The 21,732-nt window shown below is 36.6% G+C and carries 25 protein-coding genes, 1 pseudogene and 1 other annotated feature; of the genes and pseudogenes, 14 read left to right on the top strand and 12 right to left on the bottom strand.

Annotated features, from left to right (window positions below; translation table 11 throughout):
* Positions 1-18: 18 nt before the first annotated feature.
* From hisB to hisZ, 4 genes are all read right to left on the bottom strand, one after another.
* On the bottom strand, positions 19-603 hold the full coding sequence (gene hisB, locus GMD78_RS15710) for an imidazoleglycerol-phosphate dehydratase HisB (RefSeq protein WP_155669961.1): 585 nt from the start codon (positions 601-603) through the stop codon (positions 19-21).
* Positions 596-1,876 carry a histidinol dehydrogenase gene (gene hisD / locus GMD78_RS15705; RefSeq protein WP_155669959.1) on the bottom strand — a complete coding sequence of 427 codons (1,281 nt, stop codon included), beginning with the start codon at positions 1,874-1,876 and terminating at the stop codon, positions 596-598. The genes hisB and hisD overlap by 8 nt, the downstream gene beginning before the upstream one ends.
* Positions 1,877-1,881: 5 nt before the next feature.
* A complete protein-coding gene (gene hisG / locus GMD78_RS15700) occupies positions 1,882-2,511 on the bottom strand; it encodes an ATP phosphoribosyltransferase (protein WP_343042375.1) in 630 nt (209 codons plus the stop codon).
* A gap of 138 nt (positions 2,512-2,649) precedes the next feature.
* Positions 2,650-3,885, bottom strand: a complete 1,236-nt coding sequence (hisZ, locus tag GMD78_RS15695) for an ATP phosphoribosyltransferase regulatory subunit (protein WP_155669955.1) — start codon at positions 3,883-3,885, stop codon at positions 2,650-2,652.
* Positions 3,886-4,000: 115 nt separating this feature from the next.
* Here hisZ and GMD78_RS15690 point away from each other — a divergent pair, with 115 nt between their 5' ends.
* From GMD78_RS15690 to murB, 3 genes are all read left to right on the top strand, one after another.
* Positions 4,001-4,810, top strand: a complete 810-nt coding sequence (locus GMD78_RS15690; RefSeq protein WP_155669953.1) for a histidinol-phosphatase HisJ family protein — start codon at positions 4,001-4,003, stop codon at positions 4,808-4,810.
* A gap of 80 nt (positions 4,811-4,890) precedes the next feature.
* The gene (locus tag GMD78_RS15685; protein WP_155670054.1) at positions 4,891-5,301 is read left to right on the top strand and encodes a YbaN family protein; all 411 of its coding nucleotides are present in this window, start codon (positions 4,891-4,893) and stop codon (positions 5,299-5,301) included.
* Between the two features lie 209 nt (positions 5,302-5,510).
* Positions 5,511-6,416, top strand: coding sequence for a UDP-N-acetylmuramate dehydrogenase (murB, locus tag GMD78_RS15680; RefSeq protein WP_155670053.1), 906 nt, complete (start codon positions 5,511-5,513; stop codon positions 6,414-6,416).
* A gap of 33 nt (positions 6,417-6,449) precedes the next feature.
* On the opposite strand, the gene GMD78_RS21490 is transcribed toward murB, so the two are convergent.
* Positions 6,450-6,938, bottom strand: a complete 489-nt coding sequence (locus tag GMD78_RS21490) for a hypothetical protein (protein WP_215907225.1) — start codon at positions 6,936-6,938, stop codon at positions 6,450-6,452.
* A 74-nt stretch (positions 6,939-7,012) separates the two neighbouring features.
* On the opposite strand from GMD78_RS21490, the pseudogene GMD78_RS21485 reads away from it, so the two are divergent.
* Positions 7,013-7,600 (top strand): annotated as a pseudogene (locus GMD78_RS21485) (hypothetical protein); the annotation flags it as partial.
* Between the two features lie 6 nt (positions 7,601-7,606).
* Here the strand turns inward: GMD78_RS21485 and ehuA are convergent.
* The 4 genes from ehuA to ehuB form a co-directional block, all read right to left on the bottom strand.
* On the bottom strand, positions 7,607-8,428 hold the full coding sequence (gene ehuA / locus GMD78_RS15670) for an ectoine/hydroxyectoine ABC transporter ATP-binding protein EhuA (protein WP_155669951.1): 822 nt from the start codon (positions 8,426-8,428) through the stop codon (positions 7,607-7,609).
* Entirely contained in the window at positions 8,428-9,144 is a 717-nt protein-coding gene (gene ehuD / locus GMD78_RS15665) for an ectoine/hydroxyectoine ABC transporter permease subunit EhuD (protein ID WP_155669949.1), read from the bottom strand. Before ehuD ends, ehuA begins: the two co-directional genes overlap by 1 nt.
* On the bottom strand, positions 9,141-9,770 hold the full coding sequence (gene ehuC, locus GMD78_RS15660; RefSeq protein WP_155669947.1) for an ectoine/hydroxyectoine ABC transporter permease subunit EhuC: 630 nt from the start codon (positions 9,768-9,770) through the stop codon (positions 9,141-9,143). Before ehuC ends, ehuD begins: the two co-directional genes overlap by 4 nt.
* A 159-nt stretch (positions 9,771-9,929) precedes the next feature.
* Positions 9,930-10,805, bottom strand: a complete 876-nt coding sequence (gene ehuB / locus GMD78_RS15655) for an ectoine/hydroxyectoine ABC transporter substrate-binding protein EhuB (protein WP_155669945.1) — start codon at positions 10,803-10,805, stop codon at positions 9,930-9,932.
* 444 nt (positions 10,806-11,249) lie between these two features.
* Here ehuB and GMD78_RS15650 point away from each other — a divergent pair, with 444 nt between their 5' ends.
* The 3 genes from GMD78_RS15650 to GMD78_RS15640 are packed head-to-tail and all read left to right on the top strand — an operon-like array spanning position 11,250 to position 13,330.
* Positions 11,250-12,173: a ketopantoate reductase family protein gene (locus GMD78_RS15650; RefSeq protein WP_155669942.1), complete on the top strand. Its 924-nt coding sequence runs from the start codon at positions 11,250-11,252 to the stop codon at positions 12,171-12,173.
* Positions 12,174-12,189: 16 nt separating this feature from the next.
* Positions 12,190-12,348, top strand: coding sequence for a YtzI protein (gene ytzI / locus GMD78_RS15645; protein ID WP_155669940.1), 159 nt, complete (start codon positions 12,190-12,192; stop codon positions 12,346-12,348).
* A 4-nt stretch (positions 12,349-12,352) separates the two neighbouring features.
* Positions 12,353-13,330: a Gfo/Idh/MocA family protein gene (locus GMD78_RS15640; protein ID WP_196493843.1), complete on the top strand. Its 978-nt coding sequence runs from the start codon at positions 12,353-12,355 to the stop codon at positions 13,328-13,330.
* 378 nt (positions 13,331-13,708) lie between these two features.
* Here the strand turns inward: GMD78_RS15640 and GMD78_RS15635 are convergent, their stop codons facing one another.
* Positions 13,709-14,686 carry a ring-cleaving dioxygenase gene (locus GMD78_RS15635; protein ID WP_155669936.1) on the bottom strand — a complete coding sequence of 326 codons (978 nt, stop codon included), beginning with the start codon at positions 14,684-14,686 and terminating at the stop codon, positions 13,709-13,711.
* 77 nt (positions 14,687-14,763) lie between these two features.
* Entirely contained in the window at positions 14,764-15,336 is a 573-nt protein-coding gene (locus GMD78_RS15630) for a M15 family metallopeptidase (protein WP_155669934.1), read from the bottom strand.
* 101 nt (positions 15,337-15,437) lie between these two features.
* On the opposite strand from GMD78_RS15630, the gene GMD78_RS15625 reads away from it, so the two are divergent.
* The 6 genes from GMD78_RS15625 (at position 15,438) to proS (ending at position 20,494) form a co-directional block, all read left to right on the top strand.
* Positions 15,438-16,061, top strand: a complete 624-nt coding sequence (locus tag GMD78_RS15625) for a glycerol-3-phosphate acyltransferase (protein ID WP_155669932.1) — start codon at positions 15,438-15,440, stop codon at positions 16,059-16,061.
* A gap of 21 nt (positions 16,062-16,082) precedes the next feature.
* On the top strand, positions 16,083-16,568 hold the full coding sequence (locus tag GMD78_RS15620; RefSeq protein WP_155669931.1) for a DUF456 domain-containing protein: 486 nt from the start codon (positions 16,083-16,085) through the stop codon (positions 16,566-16,568).
* Between the two features lie 77 nt (positions 16,569-16,645).
* A complete protein-coding gene (gene thiD / locus GMD78_RS15615; RefSeq protein ID WP_155669929.1) occupies positions 16,646-17,494 on the top strand; it encodes a bifunctional hydroxymethylpyrimidine kinase/phosphomethylpyrimidine kinase in 849 nt (282 codons plus the stop codon).
* A 165-nt stretch (positions 17,495-17,659) separates the two neighbouring features.
* Complete coding sequence (locus tag GMD78_RS15610) at positions 17,660-18,211, top strand: cysteine hydrolase family protein (RefSeq protein ID WP_343042374.1); 552 nt, start codon at positions 17,660-17,662, stop codon at positions 18,209-18,211.
* 72 nt (positions 18,212-18,283) lie between these two features.
* A complete protein-coding gene (locus tag GMD78_RS15605; RefSeq protein WP_155669927.1) occupies positions 18,284-18,718 on the top strand; it encodes a DUF2512 family protein in 435 nt (144 codons plus the stop codon).
* 65 nt (positions 18,719-18,783) lie between these two features.
* Positions 18,784-18,999, top strand: a binding site (T-box leader).
* 55 nt (positions 19,000-19,054) lie between these two features.
* Positions 19,055-20,494, top strand: a complete 1,440-nt coding sequence (proS, locus tag GMD78_RS15600) for a proline--tRNA ligase (protein WP_155669925.1) — start codon at positions 19,055-19,057, stop codon at positions 20,492-20,494.
* A gap of 121 nt (positions 20,495-20,615) precedes the next feature.
* On the opposite strand, the gene GMD78_RS15595 is transcribed toward proS, so the two are convergent.
* Entirely contained in the window at positions 20,616-21,080 is a 465-nt protein-coding gene (locus tag GMD78_RS15595) for a hypothetical protein (RefSeq protein WP_155669923.1), read from the bottom strand.
* A 92-nt stretch (positions 21,081-21,172) separates the two neighbouring features.
* Between GMD78_RS15595 and GMD78_RS15590 the strand changes: the two genes are divergently transcribed.
* On the top strand, positions 21,173-21,622 hold the full coding sequence (locus GMD78_RS15590; RefSeq protein WP_155669921.1) for a hypothetical protein: 450 nt from the start codon (positions 21,173-21,175) through the stop codon (positions 21,620-21,622).
* Positions 21,623-21,732 lie beyond the last annotated feature (110 nt).

The following is a 21,732-nucleotide window of genomic DNA, read 5'->3' as shown; positions in this document are numbered from 1 at the left end:
ACTCCTTTGTTGTTCGTCTTATAAGATACCTTTTGTAGAAGGAATACCTTGAATACGTGGATTTTTTTTGCTAGCTTCATCTAAGGCTCTTCCAAATCCTTTAAAAATGGATTCAACTATATGGTGGCTGTTTTTACCATATTCTAAATTGATATGTAAGGTAATATTTGCTTGATTCACAAAAGCACGGAAGAACTCTTCTACTAATTCTGTATCAAAATTACCTATTTTATCTTTCATACCTTCCACATGAAAAACGAGATAAGGGCGTCCACTAATATCGATTGTTACAGAAGATAAGGCTTCATCCATTGGCGTATTTATCGTTGCATATCGATTAATGCCTTCTTTGTTACCAATACTTTTTGCAAAAGCTTGCCCAAGTACAATACCGATATCCTCCACAGTATGGTGTTGATCAACGTCAAGATCACCCTGACAGGAGATCGTTAAGTCGAAAAGTCCATGTCTTGTAAATAGAATGAGCATATGATCGAAAAAACCTACACCTGTTTCGATAGTGGCATTACCATTTCCATCAATGGAAAAGTCTAAACTAATATTGGTTTCAGTTGTTTTTCTAGAAGCGGAATAACTACGCATGATGATCATCCTTTCTGATTTGAATGGAATTGGCATGTGCTGACAAACCTTCTGTATTTGCTAGTTTTATGACTTGATCTGCAGCTTGTAGTAATGCCTTTTGAGAATAGTTAATAATACTAGATTTTTTCATGAAATCATAAACGCCAAGTGGGGAAGAGAACTTCGCTGTACCACTAGTTGGCAGCGTATGGTTTGGTCCTGCAAAATAATCCCCAAGTGGTTCGGGAGAATAATTTCCCAAGAAGATAGCCCCTGCATGTTGAACGTATCTTAGCTGTTCGTTTGGATTTTTAATCATCAGTTGTAAATGCTCAGGTGCAATCTCATTTGCGACTTCGAAAGCTTCTATAAGAGTTTCTGCTACAATGATATATCCGTTATTACGTATGGCTGTTTCCGCAATTTGCTTTCGCTCTAAATCTGTTAATTGGCGTTCAACTTCATCAGCAACTTTTGTAGCAACTTCTTGGCTAGTAGTAATACAAATTGCCCTTACTTCCTCGTCATGTTCTGCTTGTGAGAGGAGATCAGCAGCAATAAAGCGAGGGCTTGCTGTTTCATCTGCTATAATGCAGATCTCGCTTGGGCCAGCTATCATATCGATGGCAACATCCCCATATACCCACTTTTTAGCTCGTGCCACGTAAACATTCCCTGGACCAACAATCTTATTTACCTTCTCTACAGTTTCGGTTCCATATGCTAGGGCAGCTATAGCCTGAGCACCTCCAATTTTATACACTCTTTTTACCCCTGTAATTCGTGCTGCAACTAAAACATATGGATTAACCTTTCCATTTTGATTTGGAGGCGTAGTGATGGAAAGAGATTTTACCCCTGCAAGTTGAGCTGGAATAACATTCATCAGGACAGTAGAGGGGTAAGCTGCTTTACCTCCAGGAACATATATACCCACCCTTTCAATGGGAGTGATTTTTTGTCCTAAAACAACTTCATTTTCTAATTCTGTAAACCATGATTTTTCTATTTGTAGGCTATGATAGGCGGTAATATTATCTTTTGCTTGGTTTAAAGCCGTAACAAATTCCTCATCTACAAGCTCCATAGCTTCATAAAATTCTTCCTCTGAAACAAGTAGATTGTCTAATTGAGCTCCATCTAATTTTTCTGTGTAGGCGAATAAAGCGTTATCCCCATTTATTTGAACATGTTTAAGTATTTCTAATACCGTTTGATCTAGTTGTTTATCTTGTACAGATGGAGAAGAGGTATTGGTTTGGGTGAACTGTGAAGCAGTCATGATTTTCATTTCCATCACTCCAGTACGGTTTTTATTTTTGTTATAAATTGCTCAATTGCATTTGTTTTGGTAGCAAAACTAGCTTTATTTACAATTAATCTTGTACTAATGTCGTCCATTTCTTCGATAATCGATAATCCATTTTCACGTAGTGTTCTACCAGTCTCAACGATATCTACGATTACATCTGCCATGCCAATCAGAGGGGCTAATTCGACAGAACCATTAAGCTTGATCGTTTCTATTGGTACCCCTTTTGCTTCAAAGTGGTTTTGAGCCACAACCGGATATTTAGAAGCAACGATTAACCTGGATTTGTACTGTAATGTTTTACTCATTCCTGCTACTACAAATTTACATTTTCCAAAGCTTAAATCTAATAATTCATAAATATTGGACTGCGCTTCTAAGATGTTGTCCTTTCCAACGATACCGATGTCAGCAGCCCCTTTTTCAACATACGTAGGTACATCAACTGCTTTTACAGAGATAAGCTTCATACGTTTATGGTGATCATCGAAAACGAGCTTTCTTGTATCCTCATCAAAATCATCAAAATGATAGCCTGCCATTTGTAAAAGTGAAATGGAATTTTTTGATGTTCTTCCTTTAGCTAAAGCAAGTGTAATGGATTCCAATTGCATTCCTCCTCCGAGGTTCTCTATTTTTTGTTGGTAGATAGGAAAGTATAAACGTTCCTATCCTGCATAAGTGTAACTAAGGATTTTGCCATAAAGGCATGTACTCTGGGAGTATAAGAGCTTCTAAAAAAGCAATGAACTCTATTCAAGAATCCCTTTAACAAAGGCCAAGATTTCTAAAAGTTCTTCCACGTCTTTAAAATTACTAGTTTCATTTTTCGTAATAAGAAAGTTTTCCTTGCTATTTAATTGTAAGATACATGTTGACTCAGTACGCACATCGTTATGGGGAAATTGTATGAGCACGCGATATGATTGCCTTCGTAATACTTGTGCAATTGATAAAGCTTCCATTCGTTTCAAAGGCTCATATACAATTAAAAAATCTAGTTTGTTATGTGGATTACCCTCTGATTCGTGTTCTACTAAAAGATCCACATCAAATGCAAAGCCGATTGCCGGAATAGATGCGTCGAATTGATCAGCTAATCGGTCATATCTTCCACCGGATAAGACAGGTTTACCTATACTATTAATAAATCCTTGAAAAATAACATCTGAATAGTAATCCATATGGTTGATTAATCCTAAATCTAGAACAATATTTTTCTCGCATTGGTAGACTTTCAATAAGTTATAAATTTCTTCTAGTGATTGGATTCTTGCTTGCATATTCTCACTTAATGTCATTTGTTTTGTTCGTTCAATAACTTCACTAGGAGGTCCATACAATAATGGTATTTCTTTAATCGTGTTTTGAATTGATGGTTCTATGTTTAATTGATTAAGAAATTGAATCAATCCCGGAATGTTTTTAGCCTGAATCAATTGTTTAAATTGTTCCGTTTCTTCTTGTGATAAAGATAAAAGCTCTAATACATCTTTGAAAAATCCAGCATGACCAATTTCAATTGTAAATTTACCAACCTTCAAATCTTGTAAAATATGAGCAGCTAGTGCAATAACCTCTGCATCAGAATCAGTCTCATTGTTTCCAAAATACTCTACCCCAGCTTGTGTTCTTTCATAATCGGAAAATGGATTAAACGTTTGTCGGAATACATCTAACACATAAAAATACCGTAGTTGATCGGCTATTTTGTTTGAACGCTTAGCTACTTGCTGAGTAATTGGAATTGTAATATCTGGCCGTAGGACTAGTACACGCCCTGTTCGATCAACAACTTTAATCATGTCATCCTGATGAATCGTTCCTATAACAGAGGTGTATAAATCATACGGTTCAAACGCTGGAGTTTGAATTTGCTGATAACCGTAAGTGAAAAAACGTTTCTTAAGAAGATTAATCACCTTTTCTTTTTTTTTAAATTCAACAACATTTAAATCCAGTCGTGGGTTATGTACATAGGGTCGCATATGTTGCTCCTTTCAGTAACCAAAAACTTTATTGCTTTATCACTTTATCTAACTAAAGTTATATAGTATTCTAGTAGTTAAGGAGACATATGTCAATACTAAGGGGGAAATTATCATGTTTGATTATCATATTCACAGCAACTTTTCAGCAGACTGTGAGACTCCTATGGAAAAAACAATTGAGAAAGCAATTGAAATTGGATTAAAGGAAATATGTTTTACGGAACATATTGATTATGAATATCCAGATCCAACGATAGACTTCGAACTGAATTTTAAGGACTATGAATGTAAAATTAGAGAGGTGCAACAACAATATAGGAATAAAATTTCTATTAAAAAAGGCGTGGAAATCGGGGTTCAGCCGTATTTACTGGATAACTATCGTTCCACTATTGTAGAAGAGCAGTTTGATTTTATTATTTGCTCCATGCATACAGTAGAGAAAAAAGCTCTTCATTCTGGTAACTATTTTAAAGTTAAAACAGTAGACGAGGCATTTTTAACGTATTATGAAGAGCTATTATACTGTGTGAAAAACTATGATTTATTTAATGTATTAGGTCATTTAGATTTGGTGAAACGCTATACGGACGAAATTCCGAATAATGATTTTAAGGAAGTTATATCAGAGATTTTTAAGGAAATTATTCCAAGAGGACAAGGGATCGAAGTAAATACGTCAGGTTATCGTTATGGCTTACATAGGGCGATGCCGAGTACGGATATCCTTACTTTATATAAAGAATTAGGTGGTGAAATTATTACATTGGGATCAGACTCTCATGTGGAAGCAACACTTGCCTATGAATTTAATTCATCTTTAGAACTTCTTGAATCCATTGGATTTTCATATATAACAACATTTGATGAACAAAAACCGGAGTTTCACTCGATACAACAACTCCAACAAACTGTCAAATAAATGTCGGATCTATAGCGAGGAAACAGTGGGGAAATAGGTATAATAATACTATACGATTTCACATGAAACTGGTGTTAAAAATGAATTATCTTAAAAAAATCTTATTAATTGGTAGTGGTTCGCTTTCTTTAGGAGTAGGTATAGTTGGTATTTTTCTCCCATTGATTCCAACAACGCCCTTATTACTATTGGCAGCAGCTTGTTATATACGTAGTTCCGAACGCTTGTATCAATGGTTAATTAACAATAAATATTTTGGCCCATATATTAAAAATTATCGCGAAGGTAAAGGTATCCCCCTTAAAGCAAAAGTGATGGGGGTCACCGTATTATGGGTATCCATGCTATATACAATTTTTTTCGTTATACCACTATTGTTTGTGAAAGTGGTTTTGGCTTTGATAGCAGCTTACTTTACTTGGTTCATACTTAAGCAAAAAACACTTGTAAACCAGGTTAGTAAACCTTTGACTGATCAAACATATAAATAAAGTAGGCGAGTATAGATATAATTATTTGTTTACTAGGAAGGTAAGAAAGCATAAACTTTATCGTATAAATACAACTGGTTTTATCCGTAAGACTGGGTGACCAGCTTAGTTTTCTAATGACAAGAATGGGCTACATGCCTTACAATATAACAGATAGCTAAATATTTACATGGAATGTAAAGGAATGATTTTTAGTGGCAAATCATCAAATGTACGAAAAACTAGTCGGTATCACTTCATCAGAAAATGTATTGGTGAATGAGCCATTGAAAAACCATACGTATACACGTCTCGGTGGCAATGCTGACTTTTTTGTAACACCAGAAACTTACAAACAAGTACAAGAAATTGTTCAACTTGCAAATAAAGAAGATATTAAGTTTACCTTGCTAGGAAACGGTTCTAATTTAATCGTTAAGGATGGTGGAATTCGTGGCATTGTCATGAATTTAAATAAATTAACCTCCATTAATACAGAAGGAACAAAAATAATTGCGCAAAGTGGTGCGCGCATCATTGATGTTTCTAGATTGGCCCTTAAAAAAACGTTAACCGGATTAGAGTTTGCCTGTGGTATCCCTGGCTCTGTAGGTGGAGCATTATATATGAATGCAGGAGCCTATGGTGGGGAAATAAAGGATGTGCTTGAGAGCACAATAGTAGTAGATCCACAAGGTAATTTGCTTACATTAGCGGCAGATAAGTTGGATTTAGAGTATCGCTCAAGTAACATTCCAGCCAATGGATATATTGTTTTAGAGGCAACTTTTTCGTTAAAAGAAGGTAATTATCAAGAAATTAAAGCAGTAATGGATGATCTAACATTTAAACGTGAATCGAAACAGCCATTAGAATATCCTTCCTGTGGTAGTGTATTTAAGCGTCCACCAGGATATTTTGCAGGCAAGTTAATTCAAGATAGTGGTCTTCAAGGACAGCAAATAGGTGGAGCCCAAGTATCTCTAAAGCACGCAGGATTTATTGTAAATAAGGATGAAGCTACTGCACAGGAATATATTGATTTAATCCGGCACGTTCAGGCAACCGTTAAAGAAAAATTCGGTGTTCAATTAGAACGTGAGGTTCGAATTATCGGTGAAGATTTGCAGAAATAGAAGGAAGCTATGAGTATCTAGGAAGCTAGGTGCTTATAGCTTTTTATATTGGATTTGGTTTTGATTTTGAACATTCGTTAATAAGGTGGAAAAATATGGAAGTGGGAGCGGGAACATCGGACACAGGAGCGAGATCATCGGAGGTGGGATTGAGAACATCGGAGGTGGGAGGGGAAACATCGGACACAAGAGGGGAAACATCGGACACAAGAGCGAGAACATCGAGGTGGGAGGGGAAACATCGGACACAAGATCGAGAATATCGGACACAAGAGCGTGAACATCGGACACAAGCGAGAGAACATCGGACACGGGAGCGGAAACATCGGACACAAGAGCGGGAACATCGGACACGGGAGCGGAAACATCGGACACGAGATCGAGAACATCGGACACAAGATCGAGAATATCGGACACAAGAGCGGGAACTTCGGACACAAGAGCGGGAACATCGGACACAAGATCGAGAATATCGGACACAAGAGCGGGAACATCGGACACAAGAGTGGGAACATCGGACACAAGAGGGGAAACATCGGACACAAGAGCGAGAACATCGGACACGGGAGGGGACATCGGACACAGGAGCGAGAACATCGGACACAGGAGAGGAATCATCGGACACAGGAGCGAGAACATCGGACACAGGAGCGAGAACATCGGACACGGGAGGGGAAACATCGGACACAAGAGCGAGAACATCGGACACAAGAGCGGGAACATCGGACACAAGAGCGAGAATATCGGACACAAGAGCGCGAACATCGGACACAAGAGCGGAAACATCGGACACAAGAGGGGAAACATCGGACACAAGAGTGGGAGCATCGGACACAAGAGGGGAAACATCGGACACAAGATCGAGAACATCGGACACAAGAGAGGAAACATCGGACACAAGAGCGCGAACATCGGACACAAGAGCGGAAACATCGGACACGGGAGTGGGAGCATCGGACACAAGATCGAGAACATCGGACACAAGATCGAGAACATCGGACACAAGATCGCGAACATCGGACACAAGAGCGGGAACATCGGACACAAGAGCGGGAACATCGGACACGGGAGTGGGAGCATCGGACACAAGAGCGAGAACATCAGACATAGGCCAAACCTACACGTACGAGAAGATCAATCTAACAAAAAAGCATGAACACCATATTAGGTGCCCATGCTTATAACAAGTTTTATGATCTAAACCTGTGTAAGAATTGTTGTAGGCGTTCATTATCTGAATGCTCAAGTACTTCACTAGGTGTACCTTCTTCAGCGATAACCCCGTTGTCTAAGAAGATAACTCGATCAGCGATATCAAGGGCAAATTCCATTTCATGGGTTACGAGAACCATTGCCATTTCCCCTTCTTTAGCAATATCACGAATAACTTCAAGGACTTCACCAACTAATTCTGGGTCAAGAGCAGATGTTACCTCATCAAATAACATGATCTTCGGTCGCATTACAAGAGCACGAGCCATTGCAACACGTTGCTTTTGTCCACCAGATAATTGACTTGGGTAATTATCTAATTTGTCACCGAGTCCAACCTTTTTTAGCATTTCAATCGAACGTTCTTTAGCACTTGCTTTATCTTCCTTTTGTACATGAATTGGTGCAGTCATACAGTTTTCTAATATGGTCATATGAGGAAATAGGTTAAAATGCTGGAAAACCATCCCGATGTCACCACGTACCTCACGCAGGTGTTTTTCATTGGCAGGTACTAAATCCCCGTTCTTTTCCATATGCCATAAGTTTTTTCCATCAACAATTATTTCACCCGATGTTGGTTGCTCTAAAGTCATAAGCATGCGGATGATTGTAGTTTTACCAGATCCACTGGGTCCAATAAGAGCAACTTTTTCCGCGGGCTTGATGTCTAAATTAATACCTTTTAAAACTTCTACATCACCAAATGATTTAGTTATATTTTTATAGCTAACAATAACATCTTTGTTTTCAGTTTGTGTATCCTGTGAGTGTTCTTTTGTTACCACAGATTCTGACATTACGACACCGCTCCTTTACTTTCATTCATACTATTAAGTGCAGCCTTCTTATCAAAACGTCGATTCATTTTTCGTTCTAGCTTATTTATTAGTATAGCAGAAGGATAGCTTAAAGCTAAGAAGATAAGTGCTACAATTGTATAAGCCTCTAGATATCTAAAGTTAACTGATCCAAAGCTCTCTGCCATATGCAAGATTCCAACTACCCCAATAGTTGCTGCTAATGGAACTTCTTTAAACATAATAATTAAATAGTTACCTAGCATTGGTATGGTAGGAGGAATGGCTTGTGGCAAAATAATTTTAGTCCACTTTTGGGTAGTGGAAAAATTTAATGCTCTTGAAGCTTCCCATTGTCCTTTTTCTACACCTTCAATTCCTGAACGGTAAACTTCACCAATATACGTACTAAAGTGTATACCAAGTCCTAAGACAGCACTTGCAAACGGACTTAGCGTTACCCCAACATAAGGGACCATTGGCCAGGCAAAGAAAATAAAAAATAGCTGAACAAGTGGTGGAGTAGAACGGATGAATTCCATAATCCAAGTAATAATCCAGTTGATGGTTTTATTTGGAATGCGTCGTAAAAACGTCCATCCAAACCCAACTATTAAAGCAAAAAGGTAACACGCAAAAGTTAAACCAATCGTAACTCCGATACCTTGAAGTACATAAGGGAGGGCTTCAAAGAACATATCCCATCTCCAATTCATTGACTAGCCACCCCTTTCTTAGATATAGCCTCTCCTTTTCTTGTTAAGAAAATTAAAGGTAATGCCATAATAAAGTAGAAAACAAGAATTAATAGATATACTGTTGGAGCCGCTGATAAATCAGAGCTTCTTAATATGTTTCCATGATATAAAATGTCATGCATTCCAATTAAGGAAACTAATGATGTTGCTTTTAGCATCTGTATGAGGTAGTTACCGAACTCTGGAAGCATCATGCGAACTGCTTGGGGAAAAATAACGAGTCTCATTCGCTGAAAGCGGGACATATTAAGAGCAGTAGCAGCTTCGGATTGTCCTTTCGAAACAGCTAATATAGAACCACGGACAATTTCCGACATGTAGGCACCGTAGTTTAATGAAATTGCCAAAACACCGGCTAATAAATTACTTCCAAGGTCGATTCCAAATAACATTGGAATTGCATAGTATAACCAAAATAATTGAACAATTAATGAAGTACCACGAAAAATTTCAACATAAAAACTTGTAAAACCTCGTAGTATGGGATTAGTGGAAAGGCGACATAGCCCAGCAATAAATGCAAATAAATAACCAAATATAGCGGATAAAATTAGAACGGTAATGGTTATTTCTATTCCACGCATTAGGACGGGGAAAACTTCAATTATTGCACTAATCGTAATCACTCCTTTATTAAATTGATAGTTTCATAAAAAAATAGGGTTAGACCCCCCGGGCGAGGGAGCATAACCCTATGGAGTCTTGATTGTCATATGTTTTAAAGTTCTCTCTATAATTTTATTTTATAGTTCACCGTTACAGATTTGTTCAGTAGTAATATCATCTGGTACCATATTCATTTCTGCACTAAATCCGTTTGCTTCTAATAATTCTGCAACTGTACCATCAGCTTTTAATTCAGCAAGTTTTTCATTGTACGCATCCACTAACTCTTGCTCGTCTGGATGGAAAGCAGCTGCACCATAGCTTGGGATTCCTTCTACATCAGGTTGTTCAAACGTTTCAACAAATTCTAGTGCATCAGTATCTGCTGATTCTAATGCCATTTTAACTGTCATCTCTGTACCAGTTGTAGCATCTGCACGACCAGATTCTACTGCAGCAAATGTCGCAGGAATATCATCAGCAGATTGAATTTGACTAGGATCCACACCTTCTTCTTGAAGGTAATCATTTTCCATTGCACCCGACATTACAGATACAGTTACATCTGGATTAGCAGCAATATCTGCATAGCTTTCTAAACCAAGAGGATTACCTGCTTGAACAATTAATCCTTCCCCATAAGTCATTTCCGGTTCACCGAATGTAACGTTTTCACAACGATCTGGCATAATCGCCATACCTGCTGTAATTACGTCGAATTGTTTAGCTTGTAATCCGGAGATCAACTGACCAAACTCAGATAACTGTGAATCCATTTCATCAATACCTAATTCAGCAAACACAGCTGCTGCAATATCAACGGCTGCCCCTTTTAATTCGCCATCTTCTTCATATGCATATGGTTTTTCATTAGCAAAACCGATTGTTACTTTACCCTCATCTTGTAGTTTTTCTAGTAAGCCATCATCTCCATCACCACTAGTGCTATCACCACATGCAGCTAGTAGGATAATAGATAAACCAAAAAGCGAAGCTAATAATAACTTCTTCATACGCTAAAAGACCTCCTAATTTTTTTAGCATGGCCTCGTGAGCCAAATACTAACTAAAAGTAAGTATTAATACCTGTTTGAAACCGTTCTAGTTTCCCAATATGTTCTCCACTATCGAGTGATGATTCCTTACTAGGCATAAATCACCACCAAGAAACCAGAAAACCCTTAAGATTTAAATTAAATTGATGTTTCAAACAGCTATATATAATGTTATCGATTTGTGGATTTGAGTTCAAACGCAGTATTTTTAGATTATTTGCAATTAAGTAGCATGTGCATCGATTGGTTGTACATTAGCTCTTTTATGCGGAAATATCCTCAAATATAGTTTGATATACTTTTAAATCCCCAAAATATGGCAGGTAGTGCTACTTTAGAAATTAGACAATATGATGTAGAACAAGTACGATAACACTATAACTAGTTAGGAGGGGTTTCTATATGAAAATAGTTGTGTTTGGAGCTGGGGCATTAGGAGTATATTTTGGTGCTCGATTTGAAGAAGCGGGTGCTGACGTTACATTTTTAGTGAGAGAAAAAAGAGCGAAACAAATTCACGAAAACGGACTTGCAGTTAACAGTCCGAAAGGTGATTACACATTCCAAGATCCTACAATTATAACGGATGTATCTGAAATTGAATCTGCTGATCTAGTTTTATTAAGTGTAAAAGGATATCACCTAGAAGGTGCATTAGAAAGTTTAAAAGAATTACAGAAAAAAGGTGCATATGTATTACCTGTTCTTAATGGAATGGAGCATATACCTCTGTTACAAAATGAGTTAGGAAAAGATTTTGTTCTCGGTGGATTATCATTCATCATGGCTACTCTTAATGATCATGGCCATGTTGAACACAATAGTGAATTCCATCAAGTGGTTTTCGGGGCACTTGAGCCAACACATAAAGCAATTTGCCAACAATTAGAGGAACTAACGGAAAATGCTAATGTGGATGTCGTAAATAGTGATCGTATTTTAATAGAATTATGGAAAAAGTATATGTTTATTAATGCATTTTCAGGTATTACGACTGCTACGAATTTACCAATTGGTCCTATACGGTCGAATCAAGAAACCTTTCGAATTGCAGAAATGGTCCTGCAGGAAATGAGGATAATTGCAAATGCATATCATGTTGAAGTTACAGAAAAAGATGTAGAAGCTGCCAAAACACAACTATTGAATATCCAAGACGATGGAACCTCTTCTATGCATCAGGATAGACGTAAGGGGCTAATCCTTGAACTAGAACATTTACACGGCGGAGCAATTCGTTTAGCTAAGGCAAAAGGGTTGGAAGTACCGTATATTGAGGCTATTTATGGTATTATAAAACCATTTGAAGATCCTAAAAATATGTAATATAAGGAGTGTCACCATGATTTGGTTTATTGTTCTTGCAATTGTCATCATACTTGCGGTACTAGCATTGTCCCTTTTGACAACATCCAAAGGCTATGCTTACAAGCATACAATTGATCCATTGCCACAAAATGATGAACACCTAAATACGGATAATGAGAGGAAAGAAGAATAGAGCTATGAAATTTTCTACAATTGGAACCAGTTGGATTACTGAGATGTTTATACAGGCTGCTAAACTTAGTGGTAAGGCAAAGCTTTTGTCTGTTTATTCGAGGAATGAAGAGACGGCAAAAAGTTTTGCAGAAAAAAATAATGCTGAAAAATGGTATAACCTACTCGATGAGATGCTACAAGATGATACTGACTTTGTATATATTGCTTCTCCTAATATTTTGCATTATGAACATGTAATGAAGTGTATTCAAAGTGAGAAGCATGTGTTTTGTGAAAAGCCAATGGCCTTTACTCAAATGCAAGTTAAAAAGATTAGGGAAGAGGCAATAAAATATGGAGTATATGTATTTGAAGGGTATCGTCACTTGTTTTCACCTAACTATGAAATCCTAAAAAATACGATTGAACAAATCGGGGAGATACGAAGTGTATTTCTGCAGTATATTCAATACTCCTCAAGATATGATGCATATAAGGAAGGGAAACAACCAAATATTTTTTCAAAAGAATTTGCTGGAGGTGCTTTAATGGATTTGGGGGTATATCCATTAAGTGCTGCTATTGACTTATTTGGTGATCCAGAAGATATTCATTACTTCCCAGTTTTATTAACAAATGGGATCGATGGTAGTGGTACGTTAGTTTTAAAATATAAGGGATTTAATGTTACCATCATGTGCTCCAAAGTGGCACAGGGAACTATTCCGTCTGAAATTCAAGGGGAGGATGGAACAATTACGATTGATCATATTGCACCAATTCACGATATAACTATATATAATCGATTAACCAAAGAGAAAAAACAGTTAGCACAAAGTCAATTAGAATTAGATATGGTGTACGAGATCGAAGTATTTACAAGGCTAATTGCAGAAAATGATTCCAATAGTTTCCACAAGTGGATGGATCGAAGTGAAAGTGTTGCAAAGTGGACGGAAAAAGTAAGACATGATAATAACATTTTATTTTTGGGAGAATAAAGAAGCTTTAGAAAAGAGCTTGAAGCTTGATGACATCAAGCTTCTTTAATTTTATCCCGCATGTAACGGGCAGTAAGACCCCCACTTCAAGACGTTGAAGTGAAGAAGGATAAGTGGGGAATCAACTGCCCGTAAATGTCCGATTGGTTCAACTAACATTCGGTGGGGGATGAAGAAAATCGCCGCTGAATGAAGTTTTACTTTATCAAGGACGAATTAGGGGAAGGGATGATAATGTCCGAGAGAAGGTGCTTCACCGACAAAATTCAGTTCAGACAGCATGCAAACGTCTTAAGTGAAGAATTCTCACGGACAAAATCCTTATTAGGAAATCATGAAAAAGCCCCCGAAAAAAACTACTCGTTACAATGAAGAACCTTATTTGTTACCTATAGTATCTAAAGGAACCAGTTTTGCTTCAATTTCTTCGCGTTGGTCTTCTAAGAACGGTGGTAATGCAAGTGATTCTCCTAAGTGATTTATATCCTCATCCGTAGCAAATCCCGGTCCATCTGTAGCTAATTCGAAAAGAATCCCGTTTGGCTCTCGGAAATAAAGTGATTGGAAATAATAGCGGTCCACCAATCCTGAATTTGGAATTCGTGCTTCTGTTAGTCGAGCTTTCCACTTAAAAAGCTCTGCTTCGTTTGTAACACGAAATGCAACATGGTGTACGCTACCTCTTCCCGGTCTTTCTCTTGCTAAGTCATCTCTTACTTCTACATGAATTTCTGCACCGGTTCCACCTTCTCCAGTAGAAAAAATTAAGATGTCTTCCTGCCCTTTGACGGTGGATGGATAACTACCAACCTGAGTAAAGGTTAGAATCTCAGTTAAGACTTTAACAGTAGGAGTAGGGTCCTTTATAGTCAACTTACTTGGGCCTAGACCGATAATGCCATGTTCGACAGAAGCGCTGCTTTGTGACCATGGCCTACCACCCGGAACACCATTATTGTGTTCATCGGAAATAAGGGTTAGTCGTTGTTTTTCGTGGTCATAAAAATGAATGACGTTTCGTTCTCCTTGATTAGAGATTCCCTCATGTTCCACATGATACTGATTAAAGCGATCTACCCAATAGGATAGGGCCTTATCATTTGGAACCCGCAAGGATGTACCGGATATACTACTAATTCCTGGATATGTGTTCCCGGCATTTTTAATTTCAAAAAAGGTAAGATCAGTTCCAGGATTTCCAGCTTCGTCTGCATAAAATAAGTGATACATAGAAGTGTCATCTTGGTTCACTGTCTTCTTAACAAGTCGCATGCCTAGGATTTCGGTATAAAAGTGGTAATTTTCTTTTGCATTTGCAGTTATTGCAGAAACATGGTGAATACCTTTTAATTGCATAAATGTTCTCCTTCACAAAAAAGTATTTTGAATTCAAGATAATTTAAGTTTAATGGAGTAATGTATAAAATACCATATTACTGCTTAACTTCCGTTTCAACTTTTGGTCTGAAACCAAGTTTAAGCTCTTGGATACTTAATCCAAACGTCATTTGAAGGTGTGGATAATCTTTAAAATTACTCCAGTCTCCACCCCACTCAAATCCTAGATCCTTAGCAATCTCAGCCACTTCATGCCAGTCAGATTTATCATTTCCATTTCCGTCATAATTAATATCCCAAGTTAAATCTTCATTTTCCTTTACAATCGCAAAATCAATGGCCAAACCATAGTTATGATAGGATTCTCCGCCTTTTGCATAGGTAACAATACTGCCTTCCTCCGACCTACCTTGTGCATATAATTCTTCTTGACGTTCAAACGTACGAAATGACTCTGTTATAACTATCGATATATCTTGAGCTTCAGCTTCATTAATGAGGTGTTCGGTCTTTTTTTTCACGATAGGGTGAAGCCCTGTTGGTATTGGAGCATCTTTACCTTCATATTTATAATCATTATAACCTAAATAGTTATAAAGATAGATAACAATGGCAAAGAACATGAGGATGATTGCAATGGATTTTAAAAATGTTTTTAGGGCTTTCATGTAAATCACTCCAACGGGATAATTGCTTGCTTTTTATCTTCTAAAAAGTACTACTAACCGCATTCATTATTACGTTATAATAAGGAAAAGGGGGTAGGAGAATGTATATCTTAGTAGCTTGTCTAATCGGCTATATTTTTGGATGTATCCATGGGTCCCAAATCGTAGGAAAACTAAAAAAGATAGATATAAAAAATGCCGGTGTAAAAAATGCAGGAGCCTCAAATACAACTATTCTTTTAGGATGGAAATATGGAATACTAGTCGGTTTAATTGATATTTTCAAAGCAACCGCAGCTATACTACTAGTTTTATATATTTTAAACGAAAATGGCATTACTGGTGAAACACAAACTCTTTTAGTATATCTTACCGCACTATTTATCATAATAGGTCATAATTACCCAATAACAATGAGATTTAGCGGAGGTAAGGGAACTGCATCTTTAGTGGGTGTTTTATTGGCAATAGATTGGAAAATAGCTTTAATTGGGATTGGGATTCTTTTATTATTTACGATTACTACGGATTATTTAGTTATTGGTGTTTTATTTATGTATTTTTCCTTCTTAGTATCGACGTATTATTTCTTTGGAATTGAACCAACTATGATTGTTATACTATTATCTGTGCTAAGTATTTTGAAACATGTTGAAAATTATAAACGTATTATGCGTAAGGAAGAAAAAACATTATCAAGTATGTTTAAGAAACAGATAGATTAAGTGTTCTGATTGGAGGGAATAATGCTGGATATCTTAATATGGGTCGTTATTATTGTATTATTTTTACTAAGCTTTGTAGGAGTTATTTTTCCATTAGTTCCTTCTGTACTGGTATTATGGGTAGGCTTTCTTCTGTATCACTTTGTTATTAATGGAAGTGAATTAACCATTGTTTTTTGGACGGCTATGCTTATATTTACGATAATTTTAATCGTTGCTGATATCATAGCTAACAGTTATTTTGTGAAAAAATTTGGAGGAAGTAAATGGGGAGAACGTGGTGCAGCATTAGCCGTAATAGTTGGCTCCTTTATTTACCCTCCGTTTGGAATTATCATAGTGCCGTTTCTTGCTGTTTTTCTTATCGAAATGGTACAAAGAAGGACAGCGCAGGAAGCTTTGCGAGCCTCTATTGGTTCGTTGCTTGGTTTTCTAGGTGGTTCATTTGCAAAAGTATTTGTTCAATTAATTATGATTATCTGGTTTTTTATTGTTGTGATTTTTTAGTAGGTAAAAAACTATTCGGAATAAGTGTTGACTAATGCTTTTAGAAAAGCAAAGTTTTTGTTAGGTAGGGATTGTTCATGAAATTGCCATCAAGGGTTATGACAATTGCAGGATCTGCTGCAGGGGGAAGCGCAGGGATTCAGGCAGATTTAAAAACATTTCAAGAGCTAGATGTATATGGAATGAGTGTAGTAACAGCCATTGTGGGGAGGCATCCAGTAACGAACAAAAATGTACACTTACAAACGACTGAAGCAATTGAAGCGCAATTTTTAACTGCTTTGGAACAGGTTGGTATGGATGCCATAAAAACCGGGATGTTATTTTCTGAAGAAATTATAGAGACTGTAGCAAAATTGATAAAACAAGTTTCTATAAACCATTATGTCCTTGATCCTGTTATGGTAGGGAAAATGAATTCAAAGTTGCTAGAGGACCATGCAATTTCACTTTTAAAAGAGCGACTTATACCTGTTGCTACTCTAATTACTCCGAATATGCCTGAAGCATCCTTATTGTTAAATGGTCGGTCATTGGATGATGTTGATGATTTAAAGCAAGCTGCAGTTGATCTTTATCAATTAGGGCCAAAAGCTGTATTGGTAAAAGGCGGAAGGTTATCTGGTTCTGCAGTAGATGTTTTGTACGATGGTAAAACGATAACTACGTTTGAAGCACCAAGAATTGATACTGCAAATACTAGTGGGGCAGGTTGTTCATATTCAGCTGCAATTACAGCTAACTTAGCAAAGGGAGAGACTCTTGTGAGTGCCGTTCAATCTGCTAAGCAGTTTGTTACAACAGCAATTCAATATGGATTTTCGTATACAGATATAGTTGGACCAACGTATCATGCTGCATTACGAAAAAAGGGAGAGACCATAAAAATTAATGTCACTCAGAATAACGAGAAAACAAGCTTGTAAAATCTACATGCTTGTTTTTTTAGTTATGAACCATCTCAGGTAGCGGTCATACGCTGGCGGTGCTAAAGTAAGAAAAAGTCCACCACAGATTGGAGATAGTAGTTGGCTTATAACCCTACTCAAGGTAAAATTTGATATAGAGGATAATTTAAAGGAGGAATACATGTGAGTAAGCGAGCTTTAATTAATGTAGACTATACCTATGATTTTGTTGCAGAACATGGCAACTTAACTTGCGGTAAACCAGGACAAGATATTGAAGAGAAGGTTGTATCACTTACAAAAGAATTTATAGAAGCTTTAGAATACGTAGTTTTTGCAATTGATGGCCACGAAGAAGGAGATCATTATCACCCAGAATCCACTTTATTTCCCCCGCACAATATTATAGGAACTGCTGGTCGTGCTTTATACGGAGAATTAGCGAAAGTTTACGATGAAAACAAGCATAAAACGAATGTATCTTATCTAGATAAAACTCGGTATAGTGCATTTGCTGGAACAGATTTAGAGATAAAATTAAGAGAACGCTCTATAGAAGAAGTGCATATTATAGGGGTTTGTACAGATATATGTGTATTGCATACAGCGGTGGATGCCTACAACAAAGGGTTTAAGATTGTTATTCATAAAGAAGCTGTTGCGAGCTTTAATGAGGTAGGGCATAAGTGGGCGTTAGAACATTTTGCCCAAACACTTGGTGCTACGGTAAAATAAGCATTTCTGTAATATTTCCATCCTAAATTCAAATACTACAAACATATTCCAAATAGAAAGGTTGATTTTAGGATGGAACATATAAAAATAATGGGCATAAAGTTACTAGCAATCTTTTTTACTGTGTTGGCTATTTTTGGTATTTTTCATGATGTATCATTCTTTGATATTGTTTTAATTAGTGTTCTTACTACAGTTATTTCATACGTGGTTGGAGATTTAATTTTTCTTAGAATGTTTGGTAACTTATGGGCTTCTTTTTTAGATTTTGGTTTAGCATTTGTTATTCTATGGGGCATAGGAATTTTTATAGTAGGAGCAGAAATACCGGTTGCGACCTTATCATTATTAGCCGCATTCTTTATTACCTGTTGTGAGCCTTTCTTACATGGCTACATAGTTAATCGTATCCCTATGAAGAGACAAGATAATTATTCTCTTAATAAGTTACAAACAGAGTTTGCTGAAGAAGCAGATGTACATGATCTAGAGAAAAAAGAATATTGATATAATGAAAAGCTTTACTATTGCTTGACTTTACATACGTTGACCTATATATTAAAAATTAATATAAGGAAACGTTGAAAAGGATTAGTATAATTCGAATTGTCTTTTACAGAGAGGGAAGGAGTGCTGAAAACTTTCCAAAGACATGAATTAGAACCTACCTTGGAGTTCGCCATCCGAAAAGTTGGCGCGGTTCATAACCGTTATCAAGCAAAGTGTGTTGTCTTCAAAAATAAATAGACAGCAAACAAGGGTGGTACCACCAGACCTCGGTCCCTTTTCGGATGGAGGATTTTTTGTGTTCTTAAATAAATTTAATATAAAGAGGTGTTTGATTTGGGTAAGAAAAATAAGCAGTTTGTTGAAAAGGTTACTGCAATGGAAGACGATTTCGCTCAGTGGTATACAGATGTTGTTAAACAAGCGGAATTAGTTGATTATGGTCAAGTAAAAGGAACAATGATTATCAAGCCTTATGGGTACGCTATTTGGGAAAATGTTCGGGATGAGTTGGATCGAATGATAAAAGAAACTGGACACTCCAATGTAGCTTTTCCATTATTTATTCCAGAGAGTCTTTTGCAAAAGGAGAAGGACCATGTGGAAGGTTTTGCACCTGAGGTAGCTTGGGTAACACATGGTGGGGAGGAAGAACTACAAGAGCGTATTGCAGTACGTCCAACTTCTGAAGTGCTATTTTGTGAATACTATTCCAAAAATATTCATTCGTATCGTGACTTACCTATGCTCTATAATCAGTGGGGAAATGTTGTTCGTTGGGAAAAAACTACACGTCCATTCCTACGTTCTTCCGAATTCCATTGGCAGGAAGGGCATACTGCTCATGCAACAGATGAGGATGCATCAAATGAAACAGATCGAATGCTTAATGTTTATGCAGACCTAGTTGAAGATTATTTAGCAATTCCAGTCCTTCGTGGAAGAAAAACGGATAAGGAAAAATTTGCAGGTGCTAAATATACATTGACCATTGAAGCTCTAATGCATGATGGTAAAGCATTACAATCCGGTACATCGCATCACTTTGGTTCTGAATTTGCAGAAGCATTTAATATTACGTATTTAGATGAAAATGGTAAAAGTCAATACGTACATCAAACATCATGGGGGCTTTCTACACGAATAATGGGAGCTTTAATCATGGTACATGGTGATAATCGTGGGTTAGTTGTTCCGCCTCGAATTGCTCCAACTCAAGCTATGATTGTTCCAATTGCACAGCATAAGGAAGGTGTATTGGATAAAGCTTATGATCTTCGTGACCAGTTAAAAGGTCTTGTTCGCGTTGGCATTGATGCAAGTGACAAAATGCCAGGCTGGAAATTTAACGAGTATGAAATGAAAGGTATTCCAGTTCGAATCGAAATGGGACCTAAAGATATAGAAAAAGAGCAGGTAGTACTTGTTCGTCGCGATACAGGGGAAAAAGAGTTTGTTTCACTAAGCGAATTGGAGGAACGTTTACCTGCATTATTAGACGAAATTCAAACCAATCTATACAATAAGGCATTAGAACATCGTGATGAGAAGACATCTGTTGCAACGAATATGGAACAGTTTAAACAAACGCTTGATCAAAAAGGTGGATTTATAAAAGCGATGTGGTGCACAGATGTAGCTTGCGAAGAAAAGATTAAAGAAGATACAACGGCAACTTCTCGATGCATTCCATTTGAACAAGAAAAGGTTTCAGATACATGTGTATGCTGTGGTAAAGAAGCAAAGGAACTAGTTTACTGGGCAAAAGCATATTAAGGTATATTTAAAGGAGCTAAGGGATAAATTATCCTGTTTCGTATATAGATAAACAAACATTTTATTTAAATAAAGATCGCACAGTGAATAAATCACTGTGCGATCTTTATGGTTTAATAAGTTAGAGCTTATTTTCACTCTTCCAGCAATGAATAAATACTTTAACGACGAATGCACTTATTGTGAAAACTAATAAATAGGCAATAATTGAATAACCAATATACCATCCATTATGATATGAAAATACATGAAACTTTACGGAGACCCATTCAATTAGAGTGGTTTGTCCACTCCAATAAATAATGATTAATAATAATTTACCTCTACGTATCATCCACTTATAAATCAAAAATGAAAAAAAGTAACCATATATAGAATAATTAACACCATAGATAAAAACATCAAAAAGCTCTAATTTGGAATCATCCATGATTTGGTAAAAGTTAAATGGATAGTCTACACCGATTAGAACATCTGTAGCTAGTCCGAGTACAGCGAAGTATAAAAGTATCGAAATCGTCATTTCTGTAGGAAATATTTTAGGTAACATGAAAAAGGCAATTACTAAAAAAATCATAGTTATCATAACAAACCATTCATTTGAATCAAATTGTGTTGGGAGTTTAAGAATGAGAAATCCCCCTCTTCATGAAATGGTAAAAACAAATAGAAATCATAATGATTGAAGACCATAAAATAGTAGAAAAAGCTATATTCCAATGCGTATATGTAATGATGCCTATTTGTTCTATAAATTTTTCTGCAATTATCAAAATTATGGTTCCTAGTATTAGCGTAGCAACTTTAAGTGGTAATCTAACTAACTTGTATATATTGATTATGAATAGTATAGCTAAAGGCAGTATTAAACTTTGCAGGATTAAGTATGAAATATATGAGTCTGCTGATTTTGGTTTTGCTATATACTCTAAGTTTGTAAAAACTGAATTTATAATTAAACCAGAGATGAATACGATGAAAAGCCAAATAGGTATAATTTTAGTTATCGGTAGAATATTAAATTTATTAAAGCCAATCAACAGTATGAAGAAGAAAAATATAAAAGAAAGTGTTAGCATATTTTCATCTCATTTCCACAAGTTCATTGAAACCTTATTATTAGTATGACAAATGGAAGGATTATTATCCTTCAAGAGTTGAAGGGCAATAACGTAAAAAATTTCCTCTAAATAAAAATTAAAATAGGCGATTCATCTCCCACCTAAAGCTGCCCACGT

The sequence above is a fragment of the Ornithinibacillus caprae genome (assembly GCF_009728145.1).
GTDB classification, from domain to species: Bacteria; Bacillota; Bacilli; order Bacillales; family Amphibacillaceae; genus Ornithinibacillus; species Ornithinibacillus caprae.
Note: the sequence above shows the minus strand (reverse complement) of the source record. Positions and strands in the feature narration are given on the sequence as shown.